Raw genomic sequence first — 20,673 nt, 5'->3', positions numbered from 1 at the left:
TATTGTGGATTTTTATACCGTAAAACTAAAGAATCAACAGTATTATTAATTTATCAACAAATTTAATTCAACAAATGCCCATTATTGATAAAATAGCCTGGTTAGAGATTCAAAACAAATCCATTTTAAGTACTCGAAGTAAGGGAAAAAATATTTTTTATTTCCCTGGTGGCAAAAGAGAATTCGGTGAAACCGATGTAGAAGCTTTGATTAGAGAAATAAAAGAAGAATTGACTGTTGAATTACAAGTAAATACTTTAGAATATATTGGAACATTTGAAGCTCAAGCTGATGGTCATCCATTAGATACAATTGTCAGAATGACTTGTTATAGTGGAAAATATTTTGGTAAATTAGAAGCATCATCTGAAATTGAAGAAATTGCGTGGTTGCGTTATGATGATAAAGAAAAATCATCTACGGTAGATAAAATCATTTTCAATTGGCTAAGATCTAATAAAACGCTATAAATAGCCCATTTATTTAAGCCAGCGAGAATTTGATATTCCGTACCAAGTATCAAATAAAAAATTCCATTCAATTCTCAGCAGCAACGAAACACTTGAATTATTAAAGAGTAAGGGTAGTAGAGTGTAAGGAAATGAAAGAAGTATGTTGATAAGATTTATTTCTCTTCATTTATTATATTAAGTATTATAAATATATGTTATATAATTTACATTATGTTAAATAGATATTTTACAAGCCCCTATACACCAAAACTTTTATCCATAAAAAAAGACTTCTGAAATATTTTCAGAAGTCTTTTTTTATTATTTTTCTTACTAATTAATAGCTTATTTGCGTTTTGCACATTGTTCAAGTACACCTTTAAGGCTTTCCATATTACCAACTAAATCTTGATCGTCTGGTTTGAGTGATTTACATTTATCAAAATATACTTTTGATTGATTAAATGTCCCACAAACTTGCTCTTCAATGGCTTTACCTTTTTCGTTATACGTTTTCATATCCATCTTATCAACTCCACTCTTCACAACAACCGCTTGATTGAAATAAAATACAGCTAAATTGTAGTTTGCATCATAATTATTTCCATCAATTTCTAATGCTTTTTTATAGTTGTTTGCCGCTAATTCTTTCAACTCGGATTCTTTTGCTTTAAGAGTCTTCAATTCAGCATCTTTTGCAGCACTACTTTGAGATGCAGCAGTCAATTTTTCGATTTTTTTCTTGAGAACATCTACTTCAGTAGTAGCTGATGCAATCATTTGATTGACAGATGCGATATTAGCTTTAGTTGCAGCTGCAGTTTTAGGATCTTTTTTAAGTTTATCTGTCAAACGCTTCAACTCCTCCTCTTGAGCGGCTTTTCTTTGCTCTGCAGCACTAAGGTCTTTCTCTACTTCTAACTTTTCTTTAGCAATATTACCTATTTCACTTTCAATCGGGCGGGCCTTTTTAGCATATTCTTCAGCTTCATTTTCATACAAAGTACCTAAATTTTTGATATTTTCAGCTAAATTTTTGGCATTTGCAGGCGTATTTGGCGTTGCAGCAATCAATTGCTTCATATTATCAATCGCCTCAGCCATCATTCCACCACTTAGATAAGCATTGATTAATGAGCTTTGCAAATCTTTGTCTGAAGGATTTACTTGAATACCTTTTTTAAGGATTTCAACAGCTTTTGCAGTTTCTTTGTCATTTTTATACAATTCAGATAATCCGTAGAAAACTGCAACATCTTTTCCTCCTTGCTCGATAAACTTACTAAAATAGGTTTTAGCATCGCCAAATTCTTGTGCTTGTTGAGCTACGATTCCAGCATATAAAGAAGCTGTTGTATCTTTAGCATTTACTACAGTTGCCAATTTAAACAATGATAAAGCACTCTTGTAGTTTTTCAAGTTATAGAAACCTGCTCCTTGTTGCATCAATCCTGTATACAATTTTGTGCCTGTCAGTGCTGCTTCAATATCTTTTGTGCCCTTCCCTCCTGCTTCTACTTCTAAGGCTTTTTTGTAAGTATTATATGCTTTTTGTGAAGCCAATGAATCTTTTCCGCAATTATTTGCCATTTCTAATTGAGCATCTGCTAATTTTACCCAAGTAGCAGATTTTAATGACTTCTTAGCATCCAATGTTGCTTTCTCGGCCTTAGTTATTTCGTCAGCGGCTGTTTTGCACTGTGCATCCTTTAATTGTGAATCGAGGGCTGCATTTTGGGCAAAAACGCCTGTTGTAAAGACTGTCATTACAGACGCTAAAATGATTTTCTTCATTATGATTTTCGGTTTTAGTGATTTACTATGATTTAATTTAGGGTTTAACAGAATACTGTTTTGACAATTTATTTAGTCGAAAAATAGGAATTTTATAACAATTAACAAAGTATTAACAAAAACAGTTGATTTTAAATGAATTTTTCGACTTGTACATTTACTACTTTCTTTATATAAAGAACTAAATATCAGTATTTTATTTAAAGAAAATAGTAATATGCTTCACTCCTACTCTATTCAAGCTTCATTGTTTGATTCTTCATCATTGGCAGGTGTTTCAATTGTAGCATCTCCTGAAATTGAGCCATCTACAACTGGAATTGTTTCAACTTCTTCTTCTTCTTCACGAATGATTCTGGTTACTGATGCTATATCATCCGTGTCACTCATACGAATAAGTTTTACGCCTTGAGTATTACGGCCCATTACACGCAAATCAGCCACTTTGATACGGATAGCTACACCTTTTTTAGTGATAATCATCAAATCGTCATCATCTGTTACTTCTTTAATTGCCACCAAAGAGCCAGTTTTTTCAGTAATATTTAATGTTTTAACACCCTTTGCTCCTCGAGAAGTTACTCTATAATCCTCTACATCCGAACGCTTGCCATACCCTTTATCTGAAACCACAAGTAATTGCGTATCTGCTCTCGAAACACAGACCATACCGATAGCACGATCACCCTCTTCGAGATTGATTCCACGTACACCAGTCGCTGTACGACCCATTGGGCGTGTACCTGATTCGTGAAAACGAACAACTTTACCATTTTTAGCAGCAATAACAATATTATTATCGCCATTGGTAAGTGCTACATCTAATAAATTATCTCCTTCTGCAATATTAATTGCAATAATACCTCCTTGACGTGGACGAGAATAAGCCTCTAAAAGAGTCTTTTTCACTGTTCCGTCTTCGGTACACATCACAATATAATTATTATTGATGTAATCTTCGTCACTTAAAGTTTTTACATTTAGAACTGCTTGAATTTTATCATCAGCCTCGATATTAATCAAATTTTGAATTGCTCTTCCTTTTGATGTTTTAGCACCTTCTGGCACTTCAAATACACGCATCCAGAATAATCGACCTTTTCGGGTAAAGAACAATAAATAATTGTGATTGGTAGCTGCAAAAAGATGTTCGGTATAATCCTCATCTTTTGTTTTCACTCCTCTTGAGCCAGTGCCTCCTCTACCTTGTGTTCTATATTCTTGTAGCGGCGTACGTTTGATATAACCTTCATGCGAAATTGTTACTAACATTTCATCATCAGGAATCATATCTTCGATACTGAATTCACCAGCTGCCATCTCAATTTTAGAACGACGAGCATCACCATAACGAGCTTTTAACTCGGCTAATTCATCTTTGATGATCGTACGTTTTCTTTCTTCTGATGCTAAAATTGATCTTAGATCATCAATTAACGTTTTAATGTCATTATATTCACCAATGATTTTATCACGCTCCAATCCTGTCAAACGTTGCAAACGCATATCAAGGATAGCTTTTGCTTGAATTTCACTTAAGATAACACCACCTGCAGCATCATTATCATAGGTATCAATGATTTGAAGGCGTTGAAGACCGGTAATTAAGAATTCTTCTTTCTCCTTTGCTGTCATGAAATCGCCTGCCATTAATCCCGCTTTTGCTTCATCAGCATCACGTGATTTACGAATCAATGCTATCACTGCATCGAGATAATCCAAAGCTATCAACAAACCAACCAATATATGGGCTCTTTTTTGAGCTTCACGTAAATCATATTGTGTACGGCGTGTAATAATCTCCATGCGATGATCCACATAATAGTGAATCATGTCTTTGAGATTAACTGTGACAGGGCGACCTTTTGAAAGAGCAACATTATTAATACTAAATGAAGATTGAAGCTCTGTATATTTATAAAGGTTATTTAAAACCACATTTGGAACTGCATCTTTACGAAGGTCATAGACAATACGCATACCATCACGGTCAGACTCATCACGCATATCAGAAATACCTTCGATTTTCTTTTCATTAATCAAACCGGCAGTTTTTTCAATCATGGCCGCTTTATTGACCATGTACGGGATTTCCGTTACTACAATTTGATCTTTTCCAGTTTTAGAAACTTCAAAATTAGCAACGGCCCTTAGTACAATTCTCCCTCTTCCTGTTTCAAATGCTGATTTCACACCGCTATATCCATAGATTGTTGCACCTGTTGGAAAATCAGGAGCTTTGATATGAACCATTAACTCCTCAACTGTAATATCGTTATTGTCGATATATGCCGTGATGCCATCAACGACCTCTGAGAGGTTATGCGGAGCCATATTAGTAGCCATACCTACAGCAATACCTGAAGAGCCATTTAGTAAAAGGTTTGGTATTTTCCCCGGCAAAACTGATGGTTCTTCGAGAGAGTCATCAAAGTTTGGTTGAAAATCAACGGTCTCCTTATTTATATCGGCCAATAATTCTTCTGCAATACGCTTCAGACGAGCTTCAGTATAACGCATGGCTGCTGGAGAATCGCCGTCAATTGAGCCAAAGTTTCCTTGACCATCAACAAGCATATAACGCAGCGACCACGGTTGTGCCATACGCACCATTGTACCATAAACGGAAGAATCACCATGTGGGTGAAATTTACCCAACACCTCTCCTACTATACGAGCTGATTTTTTATATGAACGATTGTGATAAACACCGAGTTCTGCCATACCATATAGTACTCTTCGGTGTACGGGTTTTAGTCCATCACGAACATCGGGCAAGGCACGTGAGATAATCACCGACATTGAATAATCAATGTAAGCACCACGCATTTCGTCTTCGATGTTGATTGGGATAACTGTACCTGTGTTGGATTCGGGGATTAGATTTTCTGTGTCCTCAGCCATTAGCCTTTATTTTTACTTAAAATGAAGATATTATATTACTTTTTAAAGATTTCGTTGTACTTTTTATTAAAATTAATATACAAATTTAATGAATTTTAGTTGATTTTGCAAGGAAATTGCACAGTTTAAGCTGAAATTTATTCATTTTAAATAATACTTTTAATTTATTATTAATTTTATATTACTTATATTTAATATATAATTATATTATTTTTTATACTTATTATATTATTCATATTTACTATAAATATTAATCAATTTTGAGCATCTATAATAAAGAAGGATATTTGTTGAATTATTTGGAAGGGTTATATAAATTTGTAGGAAGATGGTCAAACTACTAAACAGACTTGCTACTTGTTTTTTTTAAAACGATTAGTTTTAAATGGTTAAAACACAAGTTGAATTATTGACTGGTAAAATTTCTATTAGGATTGAGGTCAATAAAGGAACAGAATTTAAAATTGAATTTGAACATTATTCATAATTTAAGTAATTTTTAGCTATGAGCACGATAAATAAATTTATTTTAGTTGATTATGATAGTATCAATAATATGTTAAATGAATTTATCATCAGTTCAGAATTCCCTGATGCTGAAATTATAGCTTTTACTTTGCCACTAAAGGGACTTGAATATATTCTGTCTTTTTATGGTAATATGAACGCAAAAAAAACAATACTTTTCCTTGATATAAATATGCCCAAAATGTCAGGATGGGATTTTATGGTGCAAATAGAAAAGGCTGATGCAGTTATTAAAGAAAATTTAATTATTTATATTCTTTCGTCAAGTATAAACCTTGCTGATATTAATAAAGCAAAAGAAAATCCAAATATCGTTGGCTATATCGAAAAGCCTTTAACAACAGAATTTATCCAATCTTTAAAAGTTTAGCAAATGATTTATGTGAAATTTTATAAGATGAATTGTTAAATGTCAATAAAGTATAAAACCCATCATATCGCTTTTGTAATAGAAGTTAACAAAAAATGAAAGAAGAACAAATTCAAACCCTGCATCCACAAGTAGGTAAGACCAATAAAAAAATCTCATTGGCTAAATATACATTTATAAAGGAACATCTAATTAATATTTTATGCGAGTATGAACTAACCCATACCGAACTAATGGAAATGTTATTTTCAAGAGTAAAAGACAATTTTGAGGGCGGTGTTCAGTGGTACGGCGAAACAGTAAAACTTGACTTACAAGCAAGAAATATAATCGAACGAACCAAAAGTAAACCTGAACGGTATAAACTAAGTCACTGAAAATGCTGAAAAAACATTCAATACTTATAGGTATCAGCATGGCTGTTTCTCTTCTTCTTATTGCAACCATGCTTTATCCTGGTGGCTCAATCTTTGACAAAAGTTCTATTGGCTTTGTGTGGTCAAAAAACTTTATAAGCAATTTATTCGCTGAAAAAGCTATTAATGGTTCAGACAATCCATCCAAAATTTGGGCTGATGCAGGTATGATTTTTCTTTCTTTAAGTTTTTCGCAATTTTTTATTCGATTTTCAAAGAAAATACCTGTAAATCATGCGGCCCAGACGATTAAATATTTAGGTGTTGGAGGCATGATATTTAGTTTTCTGATTGTGACTCCCTTGCATGATATAATGGTAACAATATCTAGTACATTGTTTCTGATAAGTCTTTTTTATATAACTGTATTTATTTTAAAATCAAAACTGCAATTACTAAAATTCTTCTGCGTAATTTGTCTTCTTATATTTTATTATACTTTATACATTTATGGTTCTGGGGAATATACCTCATTGCCAATTATGCAAAAAATTACATTTTTGAGCATAATATTATTAATTTTAAGTTTGGAATATTTTACTAAAAAAGAAGATTTTGAATTAAAGTAGGTATTCAAATTTGTTTTCAAATTTCATTTTTATGTCTTACTGTCGAGCTATTGAATATATGTCAGATGATAGAAAAGCCTTACACAAGGCCTATCACGATAAATTGTATGGTTTTCCAATCAACGATGACAATGAATTGTTTTGTCGGCTTATTCTTGAAATTAATCAAGCAGGTTTGAGTTGGGAAACAATATTAAAAAAAGAAGTTACTTTTAGAAAAGCATACCATAATTTCAATATTGAAAAAGTTGCGTCCTATACCGAATCTGACATCGCTAGGCTTTTAGAAGACAGTGGTATTATCAGAAATCGTTTAAAAGTGAATGCGGCCATTGAAAATGCCAAAACTATTATCAAGCTTCAAAAAGAATATGGTTCTTTTGAAAATTGGTTGACCCACCATCATCCAAAATCAAAAGAAGAATGGGTAAAAATTTTTAAGAAAACTTTTAAATTTACCGGAGGAGAAATTGTCAATGAATTTTTAATGAGCATTGGTTACCTACCAGGAGCTCATACAAATGACTGTCATATTTATGTGGAAGTATTAAATTCAAATCCTATGTGGGCGAATCCAAAGTAGTATTTTGATAATAAAGCACAAGCAAAAACTTCATTATTTAAATAAATAAAGAAGTTTTTGCGAAATTAAAACCTATTTATATTCTAATCATGGCAAAAAATAAAACTACCGAAACACAAAATAGTGTGTCTGAATATTTAGCCGCTATAAACGATGAGAAAAGGCGTAATGATTGTGCTGAAATAATTGAAATAATGAATCAACAAACTGGTCTTGAAGCAAAAATGTGGGGTACAAGCATTGTTGGATTTGGAAGCTATCATTACAAATATGAGAGCGGACACGAAGGTGATGCCCCATTGATTGGATTTGCATCAAGAGCAAATGCAATCACATTATATCTTGGTTCAAGTTTTTTTGAAAGGGATACATTACTTTCTAAATTAGGAAAGCATAAAATTGGCAAAGGCTGCATTTATATCAGCAGGCTCAATGATATTGATAAGAATGTCTTAACTCAAATGATTAAAAATTCATTTGAGAATAAAAAAAAATAATTTTATACAGATAGTAGAGTACTTTTTTTGTTACTTTCACTTTTCCGATAACAAAAAGGACGTTAATAAATTATTTTAAAATCACTTTTTGACGTATAATGTTAAAGTAACCACTATTAATATCTCATTGCATGAAACATCACCTTATCATAAGTATTATTATCTTATCAATTAGTTGCACAAATAAAAACACCGCTCGAAAGACAATGGACAATAATACAGCTGTTATGGTAGGTAATGATGCTGACGCACATGGATGCAAAGCAAGTGCTGGCTATACTTGGTCAGTGATAAAAAACACATGTATAAGACTTTGGGAAGTGGGTGTTCAACTAAGTCCAATTGATAATAAAGAACCTTATACCTCCATTACTACCGCTATCATTAACGATGATAAAACAAAGGTTGAACTATTTATTGTTGGAGAGACAAGTAGTATTTTATTGGATAAAAATACTGAACAGGTTTTTTCAGGTAGTGGCTACAGTATGATCCAAGAAAATAATAAATGGCTTTTGAAAAAAGATAATAGAGCTATCTATAAAGAATAAATAGCTCCATTTAAATACTTTTATTTCAATAAATCTGGTCGGCGTTCTTGTGTACGTTTGATTGACTGCTCCAAACGCCAATCACTGATTTTCCTTTCATGCCCTGAAAGTAAAATTTCAGGCACTTTCCAACCTTCAAAATCTGCAGGTCGAGTATAAACTGGTGGAGCTAAAAGGTTGTCTTGGAAAGAATCTGTCAATGCGGAAGTTTCATCATTTAGAACCCCTGGAATCAATCTTATCAGAGCATCACTGACAACTGCTGCTGGAAGCTCCCCTCCTGACAAAACATAATCTCCAATTGAAATTTCTTTAGTAATAAAATGTTCTCTTACTCGTTCATCTATACCTTTATAATGTCCGCATAAAATAAGCAAGTTTTGACTCATTGAAAGCCGATTTGCCATTTGTTGTTGGAAGCGTTCACCATCAGGAGTCATATAAATAACTTCGTCATAAGTTCTAATACTTTGCAAATTGCGAATACAACGAGCAATTGTTTCTATTCCAAGTACCATTCCTGCTCCACCTCCAAAAGCATAATCATCAATTTGTTTTTGTTTGTGTTCGGAGTAGTCTCTCAGGTCATGAACAACCACTTCTGCATGGCCAGCTTCCTTTGCACGCTTTAAGATAGAGTGATCAAAAAAGCCATCTAATAAACGAGGGACACATGAAATTATATCAATATGAAGCATGATTTCTATGTATTAAATTGCAGATTCATCCATATCTTTTTCCTCATCAGAATCAGGATTTAGATAAACTTCTAATAAACCTTCTGGCAGATTTGTATAAAGTTCTTTCTTTTCTCGATCAACGGACTTTACAATTTCATCACTTACAGGAATCAATATTTCTGAATTTTCATAAGCCATTGCTATCAAATCCTGAGCTTCTGAAGTATAAACTGCTGTAACTTTCCCTAATTTGCCTTTTTGCTCATCAATCACATCAAAGTCAATGATTTCGTGGTAATAGAATTGGTCATCATCTAACTCAGGAAGATTATCATTTGGTAAATATATGTCGCAATTGACAATCTTTTGAGCATCCTCAATTGTATCAATATCTTCAAACTTAATAATTGACTTATTAGGTCGAATTTGTATTTCTTCAACAAAATATGGAATCAACTCTCCTTTAATTTCCAGCAAGACCGAATCTAATTCTTCATATTCTTCTGGGTAATCAACGTCCAACCAAATAGCCAACTCTCCTTTTAGTCCGTGAGTTTTGGTTAATTTTCCAAGTAAATAACAATCGTCTTTTGTCATCTTAATTTTGAGTGAATGAGTGCTACTATGGATATTGAATAAGTGATGAATTAAGAAAAACCACCTTTATACAATCATCCTGTTATTAAAATATTTATGCTCTATGTAAAAAAAATCCCCGCTTTGGGGCGAGGATTTTTATATCAATTAATACTTTTCAGAATTATGCTTCTGCTTCAGGAGCTTCTTCAGCTACTACTTCTGATGCTTCTTCAGCTACAACTTCAGCTTCTGCCTCAGCAGCTGCTAATTTTTGTTGAGCGGCTTCCATATCAGCACGTTTTTTCTTTTCTGCATCAAATGCTGCTTTTTTAGTAGCATCTTTACCTTCCGCTAATTTTGCGATTTTGATATTGCGGCTTGCTTCTTTTTCGCTTGCCCAAGTTGCAAAACGAGCATCTGCTACTTCTTGCGTAATCGCACCTTTCTCAACACCTACTTGTAAATGTTTTTTCAACATTACACCCCTTACAGATAATATTTTACGTGTAGTGTCGGTTGGTTCTGCACCTACCATTAACCAATACACTGCTCTATCGTCTTTTAAAGAAATAGTTGCTGGGGTTGATTGGGGATTGTATTGACCCAATTTTTCGATGAACTTACCATCACGTGGTGAGCGAGCATCAGCTACAACGATGTCATAAACTGGAGCTTGCTTGCGTCCTCTTCTTGCTAATCTGATTTTAACTGCCATTGTTATTTTTTGATTTAAAGGTGGGGAACTCGTCCCCTTTTTATCTTTTGGACTGCAAAGGTAGCATTATTGCTTTGAAAATCAAAGATTTACAAGAAATTTTATCGAATGGTAAAGTTAAGTAGCAGTTATTGGTGAACTATGACCTATTTCCAGTCAAAACCGGAAAAGAAATTGTAAAAAAGAAATAAGCCTATAAGCCGAATTCTGTACGGGCTCAATTTTCAGATATAGCTGACAACTGAATACGTTCTTATCATTTATCTCGAACAAGTATCACTACTTGCCTCTATCAACCTACCCTCCGACTCAGACGAGCAATCCTACGCAGTGAACTGGTCACTGGTACGTCGGTTTATTTGGTCTTTCAACTCATGAGGTTTACCGTGCCTCGTTTGTCACCAAACGAGCGGTAGGCTCTTACCCTACCTTTTCACCTTTTCCGTATTGAACGGTAGTTTATTTTCTGTTGCACTGGCTGTAAATAATCAGTCACCCAATTACTTCCTACCCGTTAGGTAGCATGATGCTCTATGTTGTTCGGACTTTCCTCAACTCTATTAAAATAGAATCGCGATAAGATAGCCTATTTCTTTTTCGCTGTAAAGGTACAACGAATTTTTTAGCTATTTGTAATCGGCAATCAGCTTTCGACAATATAAGTTTTACTTTTTAAGAAAAATTATTGATTATCAAGCACAGAACATTTCTAAAGTCCATCAACTTTTAATTCAACTTTTCCTTTTGCTAAAACTACTGCAATAATACTTGTAGGCGTCAAATACACCTTGTCAGGAACAATACTATCAATCTTGCCACTTAATTTAACACCTTTACGGTATTCAGTATTCATGGCTGATTCAACATTTTGTTTGGCATAAGTGATTAATTCATCTACTGGTAAACCATATTCATCTTGAATCATTTTTTCCAATTTGCCTTCCAATAGCCATGCTGCTGCTTTTGCTAATATATTTTTGGTTTTTATATCAAATTGAGAATTACTTAACACAACCATTTTTTTGACAGGATCGTAAACTGGAATACCTTTAATATAAATTGTTCCTTTTAGGCTACCAACGATATCTGCTTTGATAACTAAATATTCATTGCTTCCGAAAACATCCAAATCCGTAATCTCTATTTTATATTTTCCTTCATGAAATTCATATTTTTGTCCAAGAAATTTACTCTTTGCTACGGCAGCAGCTTCAGAAAATAGTACATCACTCATCAAACCTACCTGAAAATCGTTTGGAATACCTGTTACTATCTTAAGATTTGGCACGGTACTCACCACAAATGGTGAAAATGGTCTTTCACCGGTTAAGGTCTCTGTATATGCTTTTATACCCAAAATTGATTTAATATTACGTCCAGAAGTACTCAATGGAATCATCGAAATTTCCAAAGGTGTTATTTTTACCCATGTATGAAACTCTTCAGAAACTAAATAAGGTTGCAAAGCTGCATTCCATGCTTGTATTACATAAGGCTTGATAGACATATTTTTTGCTACCGCATCATCTAAGGATTTAGCAAACTTTGAGTGATTATTATCAATTATTTTTCCAACGATAAAGTCAAGAGGCACATCAAAACCTACATTTAGTTTAGGTTTTGTAATCCATTCATACCCATTTGGCGTGGTAAAAGTTTGCACAGACCAATCAGGTTTTATCGTAAATTTGGTTGAAAACTTCAAATTCATTTCAAATTCCAGTGGAATAAACTTCATAATTCCAAAAGCACCAATACCTTTTTCAGCCCAAACCTTAATAGGCACAGTAAAATCAAATACATCATTTGTTGCTGCGGTAATCACAATATTAGACTTTTTCCAAACCTTACATTTGAAATTATCATTATTATCATCTGTATAACTATTGTCTTCGTATATGAGTCCAGTTACAGTCGAATTGATTTGTTTTTCGATGTCAGTCATCGAAATATCAAAGGGAATACTAATATTTGAGGGAATTTTCTGCACGAGAACTGTATCTTGTAAATATTTTTCTACTGGTGCTTCTGGGTTTGCTTTTTGTGCTTGAGTATTAAAAGAGAAACAATTAAATACTATTAATAAAACAGCAATAAATTCACTTTTCATTCTTCTTATGGTAGTAATTTTAACGATTATGATAACAAAAAATTATTTTATTTTTATTCTCGTTGCTCCATACCCAAATTTTTCTTTCTGAGCATCTTGAAACCAAGCTACGTTTTTGTGTCCTGCTAATTTTCTTTGAATCTCCTGCCTTAATACCCCATTGCCAACGCCATGAATAAAGATAATTTCGTCCATTCCACTGGCAATTGCACTTTCAAATTTATTTTCAAATGTGCGTAATTGAAGGTCGAGCATTTGGGCATTACTCATCGTCAAGCTATTTTGTGTCAGTTCTTCGATGTGTAAATCAACAGTTGATTCAGGTTTGTTGAAAATTTTGGGAGAATTTTCTCCTATTTTTTTTTCAGTCATTTTCGCTTTTAATTCTTCAACATTAAGAATAAGCGAAATATCTCCCGAAACTTCTTCAGCATCTAATTGAAACAAATAAGCTTCTTTTTGAAGTAAAGGAGCCATTTTTTTCTGATTAAAGAAGGTATTTGCTCGCAATCTCAATCTTTTTACAAATGTTGGGCGTTCATTAAAAAAGCCTAAAGTATGATAGAAAGCTTGAAAAGTGAAACTTCCCCATTCATCAAAGTCTTTTAATGCCAAGTCCGTAGCTGATGATTGCATACTCCTTGCTTTAAGAAACCCACCTATAATTCCTCGATGAGTTTTGTCTGCTCCTGTGGTGAGCGAAAATGGCAAATCCCAATCGGTATTATTGATAATGTGTAAAGAAACATTCTTTTCATTTGTTGGTAAAAACGCTAAAAATATACCCTTATCTGCTTTTACATCACTTTTACGTTTCTCAATAGTTGGCTCTTGTACAGACGAATTAACAGGTTTAAATGCTTTTTCTTCTGACTTTGAAACAACAGCCAACTCACGTTTTAAAACAGGTAATTTAAACCCCGCTTCGATCTCAACTTCAATCACATCATTCTTCAAAAATTTGGTGATTATGCCTTCTTCTTTTGAGTGTATTAGCCTTACTTTATCTCCAATATTCATAGCCACAAATCCATTTACAGGATGTAAAATTTAACATAATTAATATAAAAAAAACGAAAGTATTTTCAAACTTCCATTTGCAAAATTAAATAAAACACAAAATTACAGAAAATAAGATGCGAATGAAAGATTTGTTATAAATGGCATAAAGTATTCGTAATACAATTCTATACAAATTATATTACGAATACTAAAGTAAAAAAACATTATCAAGCAAAAGCTTCTTGAATAAAATCTATCACTTAATAAGATCCTAAGTATTTACGGACGCTCCATTCAATGGTTGCTAATGTTAAAAGTAAAAAGAAGACCCATTTCAAGTTGATAAATTCATTCATTTCTTCAATACTTGAAACTTTATCTGGAGCTTTATTGGAAGTCAAAAAGTCCTTTAATTTTTCTAACTGATTGGCTACAAAAAATTGACCATTATTTTGAGAAGCCAATGTACGGAGCATATTAAAATCGGCAGTAGAATTTAGATTTTCTAAATCCGTATTTTTAACAATAAATTGGCCATCGACCGTTTCGCTTTTACCCAATACTTGAGTAGTAGCTTTGTAACGATAGACGCCTTCGGTCAAACCTGTAATTTCAAATCTACTATTATCTTTGGTGATTGAATAATTATAGTTACGAGCTTTCCCTTTTTCGTCAGTTATATCAAGTTTGATTTCTTGATTAAAAATACGTTCGTAAATATCATTGTAAGCTTCATTTTCAAAAATAATCTTTTCATCAACTGAGAACTCAGGAGCAATTGGATAAACCCTTAATTTTCGTTTATCATCTTTGACAGAAATCAATTGCAAGGTTTTCATAATGATTTCATCCACTATCTCTTGTTTATCTGTGAGAGCATACTCTTCTAAACGCCATTGCCAAAGCCCTTCGCCAGCAAAAACGGCTGATTTACGTGTAGTAGTGGTATTAGCAATTAATAATGGTTTTGGCGTCACTAATGAACCCACTCGCTGATACAAAATAATTTCACTCCCAGTAACTGGTTTATATTCACCAAAAGGAGACAAAACAGGTGGAAGTCGTTCAAGAAGGCTAAGTTTATCACCATCAAGATTAAACAAATTGAAATTACTATTAAATTTCGCTGTTACTTTATCAGCTTTACTACTCTGAGCTGCAACAGAAAGTGCTTGTTGCATGCCGTTAAAACTTGCCATATTTGACTGATTCCCTAAAACAAATAAAGTTGGCTTACCTTGTGCTAAAAGTCTGCTTAGAACGCCATTTCCTGCACCATAGATATCTGGTAATTGATGTAAAATCAAAACATCATAAGGTTGTGAGCCAATTTCACTTATATTATCACTTTGAATTATTTTTACTGTCAATTCATATAATTCATTTTTCTCAATAATATTCTTTAATGCTTTTATATCTGGATGCGGCGTAAGAGCGACCAAAAGAACTTTTTCCTTTCCATCAACAATATCAATATAAACATCTCTCGAATTATTTTTTATTGAGTACTCACCCCCCAATGGTACAACCTGAATGGTATATCGCTGCATACCTTTTTGCTCAGCAGTAGTATAAAAAGTTACTTGTTTCAAGTCATCTGATTTATCAAAGCTAACTATTTGTTTATCAAGTATCTTACCTGCCTGTATTAATAAAACTGTTGAAGTTTTTCCTTGGAAACCGAAACTTGAAACTTCTACTTGAACGGGGAATTTATTACTCAAATATGCGATGCGGTTGGCATAAATAGCATTTAGTTTTACATCTTTCTTTTTAGTAGTATCTCCTAAACCGATCGTGTGAATATTGAAGTTATATTTTCCATAAGTAGGTGAAATACCTTCATTAGCAATGCCGTCTGAAACTAAAATCACATCAGTCAAATTTCTTCCTTCATAACTACTCTTGATATTTGCCAACATTTCTGACAAATCAGTTTTTTTCTCATTAAACTTAAGGAGATTAATATCCTGATTTTCATCACTCCCCGATAGATTTTGAATTTCAACGCTGACTCCTTTGCTTTCAATCGATTCTTTAAGTTTTAGAAGATTTTGTTTGAGTGCATCAAGTTTTGACTGCCCGCTTTGAGCCATCGAGGTAGAATTATCTACTGCTAAAACTACTGTTGGTTTCTCAATCGAAGTCTTATTGTTACGTAAGAGTGGATTAATAAGCAAAAAAGCTAATAAACTCACTAAAATCCCTCGTACAAGAGCCAGAATTCTATTTTGAAGTAGTGTGAATGATTTTTTATTTTGGTAAAGTACAATGGCGTAAATTCCTCCTGCCAGTAAACACAGTGCAATAAACCAAGGTGAAGATTGAAAAATTAGTTCTGATTTCATTATAAAGTCAATAGACAATGGTCAATTTCAATAGAAAACTTTGCTTTTTTGATAATTTATATAGTAATATAAATATCAGTGTCAATTGTGCAGAATACACTAAATTATAACAAGTTTAGCTGCTCAAATATTCTGCCAAGATACAAAAAAAAAATCGCCAAAATGAAAGAATTACATTTTGGCGATCCGAAAGAATCTATTTTTATTTACATTAACATTCCACCATCCACTTGTAAAACTTGACCAGTGATGTATTTAGACATATCTGAACCTAAAAACACACAAGCATTGGCAACATCTTCTCCTTGACCTGCACGTTTGAGAGGGATATTCTTCAACCAATCCTCTAATGCTTTTTCATTCAATTCCCCAGTCATTTCAGTTTCAATAAAACCTGGTGCAATGGCATTTGAACGTATATTTCTTGAACCTAATTCCTTAGCAATGGATTTAGTAAAACCAATAATCCCTGCTTTAGATGCTGAATAATTAGATTGACCAGCATTACCCATCAGCCCTACAACCGAAGTCATGTTGATAATTGAACCATTTTTTGCACGCATCATTGGTTTAGTTGCTGCCTTTGTAAGATTGAAAACTGATTTCAAATTTACTCTCATTATTTCATCCCACTGCTCTTCAGACATTCTCATTAAGAGCGTATCACGCGTGATACCAGCGTTATTGACGAGAATATCAAGTGTTCCGAAGTCAGCTATCACATCAACAACTAACTGTTCAGCAGAAGCGTAATCTGAGGCATCAGAGCGATAACCTTTGGCTTTAATGCCATACGCAGCCAACTCCTCTTCAAGAGCTTGCCCCTTTTCTATACTTGATAAATAGGTAAATGCAACATTTGCACCTTGTTCGGCAAATTTCTTAGCAATTTCACGTCCAATACCACGTGATGCTCCTGTGACTAAGGCTATTTTGTTTTCGAGTAATTTCATGAAAATTTAATTATATTCTTTTATAATAACTTAATTATTTTTAGATAATTCTTCTCTTAATTGTTTACTTGTTTTAGTACTTCCATCAGGTGACCATCCTGGAGGCATAAAAAGATGCTTGAATTTTGTTAAAACGCCATTTGATTTAGCAATATCTTTAAACAAAGCAATCCATTCATGGAAAACGATATTAGCTGCATTTCTATTCTCCAATGGATGTGTTAAGCCATATTTGATAGGTAAATCATCAATTTCTTCTTGGAAAGTACCAAAAATTCTATCCCAAATAGAAAGGCACATTCCCATGTTCTTATCAAGATATTGAATATTTGAGGCATGGTGTACACGATGTTGCGAAGGCGTTACTATTACATATTCTATTAATTTAAAAGGCATTTTACGCAGTTTCGGGATATAACTCGTATGAACTAATATACCATAAATCTGTGTAATCGAATACATAACTGCCATATCAACAGCTTTAAAGCCTATCAATGAAAGTGGGATAAAATAGATAAAACGATACAATGGTTGAAAAACAGAGGAACGAAACCCAACAGTCAGGTTAAACTGCTCAGAAGAATGATGTGTTACATGTGCGGCCCAAAAAAAACGAGTATAATGGTCAACCACATGAAGCAAATAATAAACAAAGTCTTCGGCAATAAACAATAAACCCCAATATAATATTGGATTTTTTATTTCAAAAAAATGGAATTGAAAAAACCAAGCTAGAATACCCCATGTAAGCCCTCTTGACAACAAATCAAGTCCACCATTGAGAAGCATTAAATAAAGGTTTGTAATTGTATCTTTCAGGGTGTAATAACCCCGATGTTGGAAGTTACTGAGTAAAATTTCACCCACGATAAGAATCGTATAAAGTGGTGTTGTTGCAATAATAATCAGTTGTTCAACTGTATAATTCTTAAGCGATTCAAACATGAAATTTGTCTAATCTTTTATTGTTTTGGTTATTTTTCCACTTAGTACAATCACAATTTCCCCTTTTACGGTACGTTTTGCAAAATTAGCAATAATTTCTGACAATGTTCCTCTAACATTTTCTTCATAAATTTTTGTTAATTCTCGTGAAACACACGCTTGTCTTTCTGCTCCAAAATATTCAGCAAATTGTTCCAGTGTTTTTACCAATCTAAAGGGTGATTCATAGAAAATCATTGTTCTTTCTTCTTCTAATAAGGCCTTTAGTCTCGTTTGACGGCCTTTTTTTACAGGTAAAAAGCCTTCAAATGTGAATCTATCACATGGTAGTCCTGAATTTACCAAGGCGGGCACAAAAGCCGTTGCCCCTGGAAGACACTCTACTTCTACCCCACTCCTTAAACATTCTCTTACCAACAAAAAACCTGGGTCAGATATAGCAGGAGTCCCAGCATCTGAAACTAAAGCTACTTTTTCTCCTTTTTTTATTCGCTCAATTACTTTTCCGACGGTATGATGTTCATTAAAAGCATGATGACTTTGAAGTGATTTTGAAATATTTAGATGTTTCAAGAGAAATCCTGTATTACGTGTGTCCTCGGCCAATATTAAATCAGCCTCTTTTAACACATTAATCGCACGTAATGTAATATCTTCTAAATTACCAATTGGCGTAGGAACAAGTACGAGTTTCACAGTAGTTTTTTCGACAAAAGTACAACATTTCACCTTAATAATTCAGATATACAAAAAAAATATGGTAAAACACTTCACAATTAGAATAGCTAATTTGTATATTTTTATTTAGATTATACCTTTAAATAATATTATTTATTGAATGTACTTTTAATTTTCAAAATTTTCTGAAAATACTTGACAAATAAAAAATTAATTTATACTTTTGATCAAGTAAAATCTTATTTCCTAATATAAACGAATTACAGCCATGTTATTAGCAGCTTTAGCTCTCGCAATTGGCGGAATCATGATGACCAAAGTCCGTGAAACCGAAGAAATGTATGCACCAAAAGGCTATATGATAAGCCTACGGTCTCGCCCACGTAATGTTTATTACTATTAACAGAAAAATCACAATAATTTCACAAAAAACATCAGCTTTCAAGCAGTTTTGTGAACGATTAATGTATTTTTTTTGACTTCATGAGTGAGATTGTGTCAGATTTATGGATAAAAAAATCTGATTATTTATCTAATATTTTTTTTGACATTGTTTTTTTTTAAGTAATTCACCAATATTACAGCATAAAACATGTCTTAAACTATGTTATTACTCACTATTGCCTCACTTGCTATCGGCGGTCTTTTAATGACTCGCATGAACGAAGAAAAAGAATTGTATGCACCAAAAGGTTACTTGGTGAATTTACAATCTCGTCCTCGTAATGTTTATTCTTGGTATTAATCTATGCTTTCGAGCAGGAATGATACGCTGCACATTTTTTAAATGTGTTTGTAGATGGTTTTACCCGATATTTTGTTTAAAATTCTGTAAAAAGCTCTTACAAAATTGATAAATTTCGGTCTAAATCCTCTAAAATGTAGCTTGTCTCCTCTAGTCCGATATAAAATCGGATCATATTTACTTGTGGGTCATTTTCTTGAACAAATGCACATTTTGGCATTATTAAGGATTCATGTCCTCCCCAAGATACTGCAATTAGAAAATTTTGTAAAGATTTACAAAATTTCTTAATTGCTGACATATTTCTATTCTTCAGTGCTACAGTAAACATACCCATCGGCATTTTCATTTGTTGATGAGCTAAGTCTAATTGTGGGTTATTTTCATGAAATGGATACCATATTTTCTCAATTTTAGGAGATTTATATAGATATTTCATAATTTCTATCGTACTTTCTGAGGATTGTTTCAATCTAATTGGCAAGGTACGAAGACTTCTAAGCATCAACCAAGCATTTTGCGGAGCCAAAATATTTCCAAAAGTCATGTATTCATTATGAAAAATTTGTGTGATTATTTCTTTTGAACTACAAATTGCTCCTGCCACAACATCGCTATGTCCATTATAATATTTTGTAGCTGAATAGATAACAATATCTATCCCGAAATCAATGGGTTTTTGACATAAAGCTGTACAATAACTATTATCAATTACTGTGGTAATTCCTCTTTTTTTGGAAAATTCAGCTATTTCGGCTAAGTTTTGTAATTCAAATGTCCACGAAACTGGAGATTCAAGGTATATAAGTTTAGTTTTTGAGGTATAGGCTTGTTGAAAATTTTCGATTTTTGTCCCATCTATAAAAGTTGTATGAACATCAAATCGAGGTAGAATTTTTGTCATTAAATGATTTGCCCAACTATATGGATTTTGTACACAAATAATATGATCACCTGCATTTACTTGTGACATAACAGCATTTGTGATGGCTGCTGCTCCACTTCCAACCATCAAACAATCTTCTGCACCTTCCAATGCTGCCATTTTCTGGCACAACATATCAACGGTTGGGTTATTTCCTCTGGTGTATATATGCTCATCTTTCTCATTTTGAATTGCAAACATGAATTCATCGACAGTTGGATAGGCAAAATTACTTGTTTGTATAATTGGAGGTGCAACTGCATGAAAATATTTCTCACGCTCTTCTGCAAGTTGATTGATGATATAAGATTGATTCATCTTTAAATGAA

Annotated in this window: 21 protein-coding genes and 1 other RNA gene; 9 read left to right on the top strand and 13 right to left on the bottom strand. The window is 33.1% G+C overall.

The genetic code is table 11. The features are described from left to right. The first annotated feature begins 74 nt into the window (after window positions 1–74). The gene (locus ACQUQZ_RS10575; RefSeq protein WP_435354908.1) at window positions 75–470 is read left to right on the top strand and encodes an NUDIX hydrolase; all 396 of its coding nucleotides are present in this window, start codon (window positions 75–77) and stop codon (window positions 468–470) included. A 327-nt stretch (window positions 471–797) separates the two neighbouring features. Here the strand turns inward: ACQUQZ_RS10575 and ACQUQZ_RS10570 are convergent, their stop codons facing one another. Further along, window positions 798–2,246: a hypothetical protein gene (locus tag ACQUQZ_RS10570; protein ID WP_435354907.1), complete on the bottom strand. Its 1,449-nt coding sequence runs from the start codon at window positions 2,244–2,246 to the stop codon at window positions 798–800. Window positions 2,247–2,483: 237 nt separating this feature from the next. Next, entirely contained in the window at window positions 2,484–5,150 is a 2,667-nt protein-coding gene (gene gyrA, locus ACQUQZ_RS10565) for a DNA gyrase subunit A (RefSeq protein WP_435354906.1), read from the bottom strand. 505 nt (window positions 5,151–5,655) lie between these two features. Between gyrA and ACQUQZ_RS10560 the strand changes: the two genes are divergently transcribed. The 6 genes from ACQUQZ_RS10560 to ACQUQZ_RS10535 all read left to right on the top strand — a co-directional run bounded on the left by ACQUQZ_RS10560 (window position 5,656) and on the right by ACQUQZ_RS10535 (window position 8,664). Beyond that, a complete protein-coding gene (locus tag ACQUQZ_RS10560) occupies window positions 5,656–6,048 on the top strand; it encodes a response regulator (RefSeq protein ID WP_435354905.1) in 393 nt (130 codons plus the stop codon). Between the two features lie 95 nt (window positions 6,049–6,143). Beyond that, window positions 6,144–6,425 carry a DUF6958 family protein gene (locus ACQUQZ_RS10555; RefSeq protein ID WP_435354904.1) on the top strand — a complete coding sequence of 94 codons (282 nt, stop codon included), beginning with the start codon at window positions 6,144–6,146 and terminating at the stop codon, window positions 6,423–6,425. Window positions 6,426–6,427: 2 nt separating this feature from the next. Next, on the top strand, window positions 6,428–7,033 hold the full coding sequence (locus tag ACQUQZ_RS10550) for a hypothetical protein (protein ID WP_435354903.1): 606 nt from the start codon (window positions 6,428–6,430) through the stop codon (window positions 7,031–7,033). A gap of 31 nt (window positions 7,034–7,064) precedes the next feature. Beyond that, a complete protein-coding gene (locus ACQUQZ_RS10545) occupies window positions 7,065–7,616 on the top strand; it encodes a DNA-3-methyladenine glycosylase I (protein ID WP_435354902.1) in 552 nt (183 codons plus the stop codon). An 89-nt stretch (window positions 7,617–7,705) separates the two neighbouring features. Then, a complete protein-coding gene (locus ACQUQZ_RS10540) occupies window positions 7,706–8,113 on the top strand; it encodes a DUF1801 domain-containing protein (protein WP_435354901.1) in 408 nt (135 codons plus the stop codon). Between the two features lie 131 nt (window positions 8,114–8,244). Beyond that, on the top strand, window positions 8,245–8,664 hold the full coding sequence (locus ACQUQZ_RS10535; RefSeq protein WP_435354900.1) for a hypothetical protein: 420 nt from the start codon (window positions 8,245–8,247) through the stop codon (window positions 8,662–8,664). A 20-nt stretch (window positions 8,665–8,684) separates the two neighbouring features. On the opposite strand, the gene trmD is transcribed toward ACQUQZ_RS10535, so the two are convergent. The 10 genes from trmD to rsmI all read right to left on the bottom strand — a co-directional run bounded on the left by trmD (window position 8,685) and on the right by rsmI (window position 18,692). Further along, complete coding sequence (trmD, locus tag ACQUQZ_RS10530; RefSeq protein WP_435354899.1) at window positions 8,685–9,362, bottom strand: tRNA (guanosine(37)-N1)-methyltransferase TrmD; 678 nt, start codon at window positions 9,360–9,362, stop codon at window positions 8,685–8,687. Between the two features lie 12 nt (window positions 9,363–9,374). After that, window positions 9,375–9,941 carry a ribosome maturation factor RimM gene (gene rimM / locus ACQUQZ_RS10525; RefSeq protein ID WP_435354898.1) on the bottom strand — a complete coding sequence of 189 codons (567 nt, stop codon included), beginning with the start codon at window positions 9,939–9,941 and terminating at the stop codon, window positions 9,375–9,377. A gap of 163 nt (window positions 9,942–10,104) precedes the next feature. Beyond that, entirely contained in the window at window positions 10,105–10,638 is a 534-nt protein-coding gene (locus ACQUQZ_RS10520; protein WP_435354897.1) for a 30S ribosomal protein S16, read from the bottom strand. Between the two features lie 180 nt (window positions 10,639–10,818). Further along, window positions 10,819–11,231, bottom strand: an RNA gene (gene rnpB, locus ACQUQZ_RS10515) — RNase P RNA component class A. A gap of 116 nt (window positions 11,232–11,347) precedes the next feature. Further along, complete coding sequence (locus ACQUQZ_RS10510; protein WP_435354896.1) at window positions 11,348–12,748, bottom strand: DUF4403 family protein; 1,401 nt, start codon at window positions 12,746–12,748, stop codon at window positions 11,348–11,350. A 42-nt stretch (window positions 12,749–12,790) separates the two neighbouring features. Beyond that, window positions 12,791–13,768: a Smr/MutS family protein gene (locus ACQUQZ_RS10505; protein ID WP_435354895.1), complete on the bottom strand. Its 978-nt coding sequence runs from the start codon at window positions 13,766–13,768 to the stop codon at window positions 12,791–12,793. 242 nt (window positions 13,769–14,010) lie between these two features. Beyond that, the gene (locus tag ACQUQZ_RS10500; protein ID WP_435354894.1) at window positions 14,011–16,098 is read right to left on the bottom strand and encodes a VWA domain-containing protein; all 2,088 of its coding nucleotides are present in this window, start codon (window positions 16,096–16,098) and stop codon (window positions 14,011–14,013) included. Window positions 16,099–16,304: 206 nt separating this feature from the next. After that, on the bottom strand, window positions 16,305–17,051 hold the full coding sequence (gene fabG, locus ACQUQZ_RS10495) for a 3-oxoacyl-[acyl-carrier-protein] reductase (protein ID WP_435354893.1): 747 nt from the start codon (window positions 17,049–17,051) through the stop codon (window positions 16,305–16,307). 30 nt (window positions 17,052–17,081) lie between these two features. Next, a complete protein-coding gene (locus ACQUQZ_RS10490; protein ID WP_435354892.1) occupies window positions 17,082–17,996 on the bottom strand; it encodes a sterol desaturase family protein in 915 nt (304 codons plus the stop codon). 9 nt (window positions 17,997–18,005) lie between these two features. Beyond that, window positions 18,006–18,692, bottom strand: a complete 687-nt coding sequence (rsmI, locus tag ACQUQZ_RS10485; protein WP_435354891.1) for a 16S rRNA (cytidine(1402)-2'-O)-methyltransferase — start codon at window positions 18,690–18,692, stop codon at window positions 18,006–18,008. 250 nt (window positions 18,693–18,942) lie between these two features. Here rsmI and ACQUQZ_RS10480 point away from each other — a divergent pair, with 250 nt between their 5' ends. Together ACQUQZ_RS10480 and ACQUQZ_RS10475 are read left to right on the top strand one after the other, a co-directional pair. Continuing rightward, on the top strand, window positions 18,943–19,077 hold the full coding sequence (locus tag ACQUQZ_RS10480; RefSeq protein WP_435354890.1) for a hypothetical protein: 135 nt from the start codon (window positions 18,943–18,945) through the stop codon (window positions 19,075–19,077). Window positions 19,078–19,278: 201 nt separating this feature from the next. Continuing rightward, the gene (locus ACQUQZ_RS10475; protein ID WP_350264331.1) at window positions 19,279–19,419 is read left to right on the top strand and encodes a hypothetical protein; all 141 of its coding nucleotides are present in this window, start codon (window positions 19,279–19,281) and stop codon (window positions 19,417–19,419) included. A gap of 97 nt (window positions 19,420–19,516) precedes the next feature. On the opposite strand, the gene ACQUQZ_RS10470 is transcribed toward ACQUQZ_RS10475, so the two are convergent. Next, window positions 19,517–20,662 carry an aminotransferase class I/II-fold pyridoxal phosphate-dependent enzyme gene (locus tag ACQUQZ_RS10470; RefSeq protein WP_435354889.1) on the bottom strand — a complete coding sequence of 382 codons (1,146 nt, stop codon included), beginning with the start codon at window positions 20,660–20,662 and terminating at the stop codon, window positions 19,517–19,519. Window positions 20,663–20,673 lie beyond the last annotated feature (11 nt).

Source organism: Emticicia sp. SJ17W-69, assembly GCF_051209875.1.
Lineage (GTDB): Bacteria > Bacteroidota > Bacteroidia > Cytophagales > Spirosomataceae > Emticicia.
The sequence above is the reverse complement of the archived record's forward strand: the minus strand, read 5'-3'. Positions and strand labels throughout refer to the sequence as shown.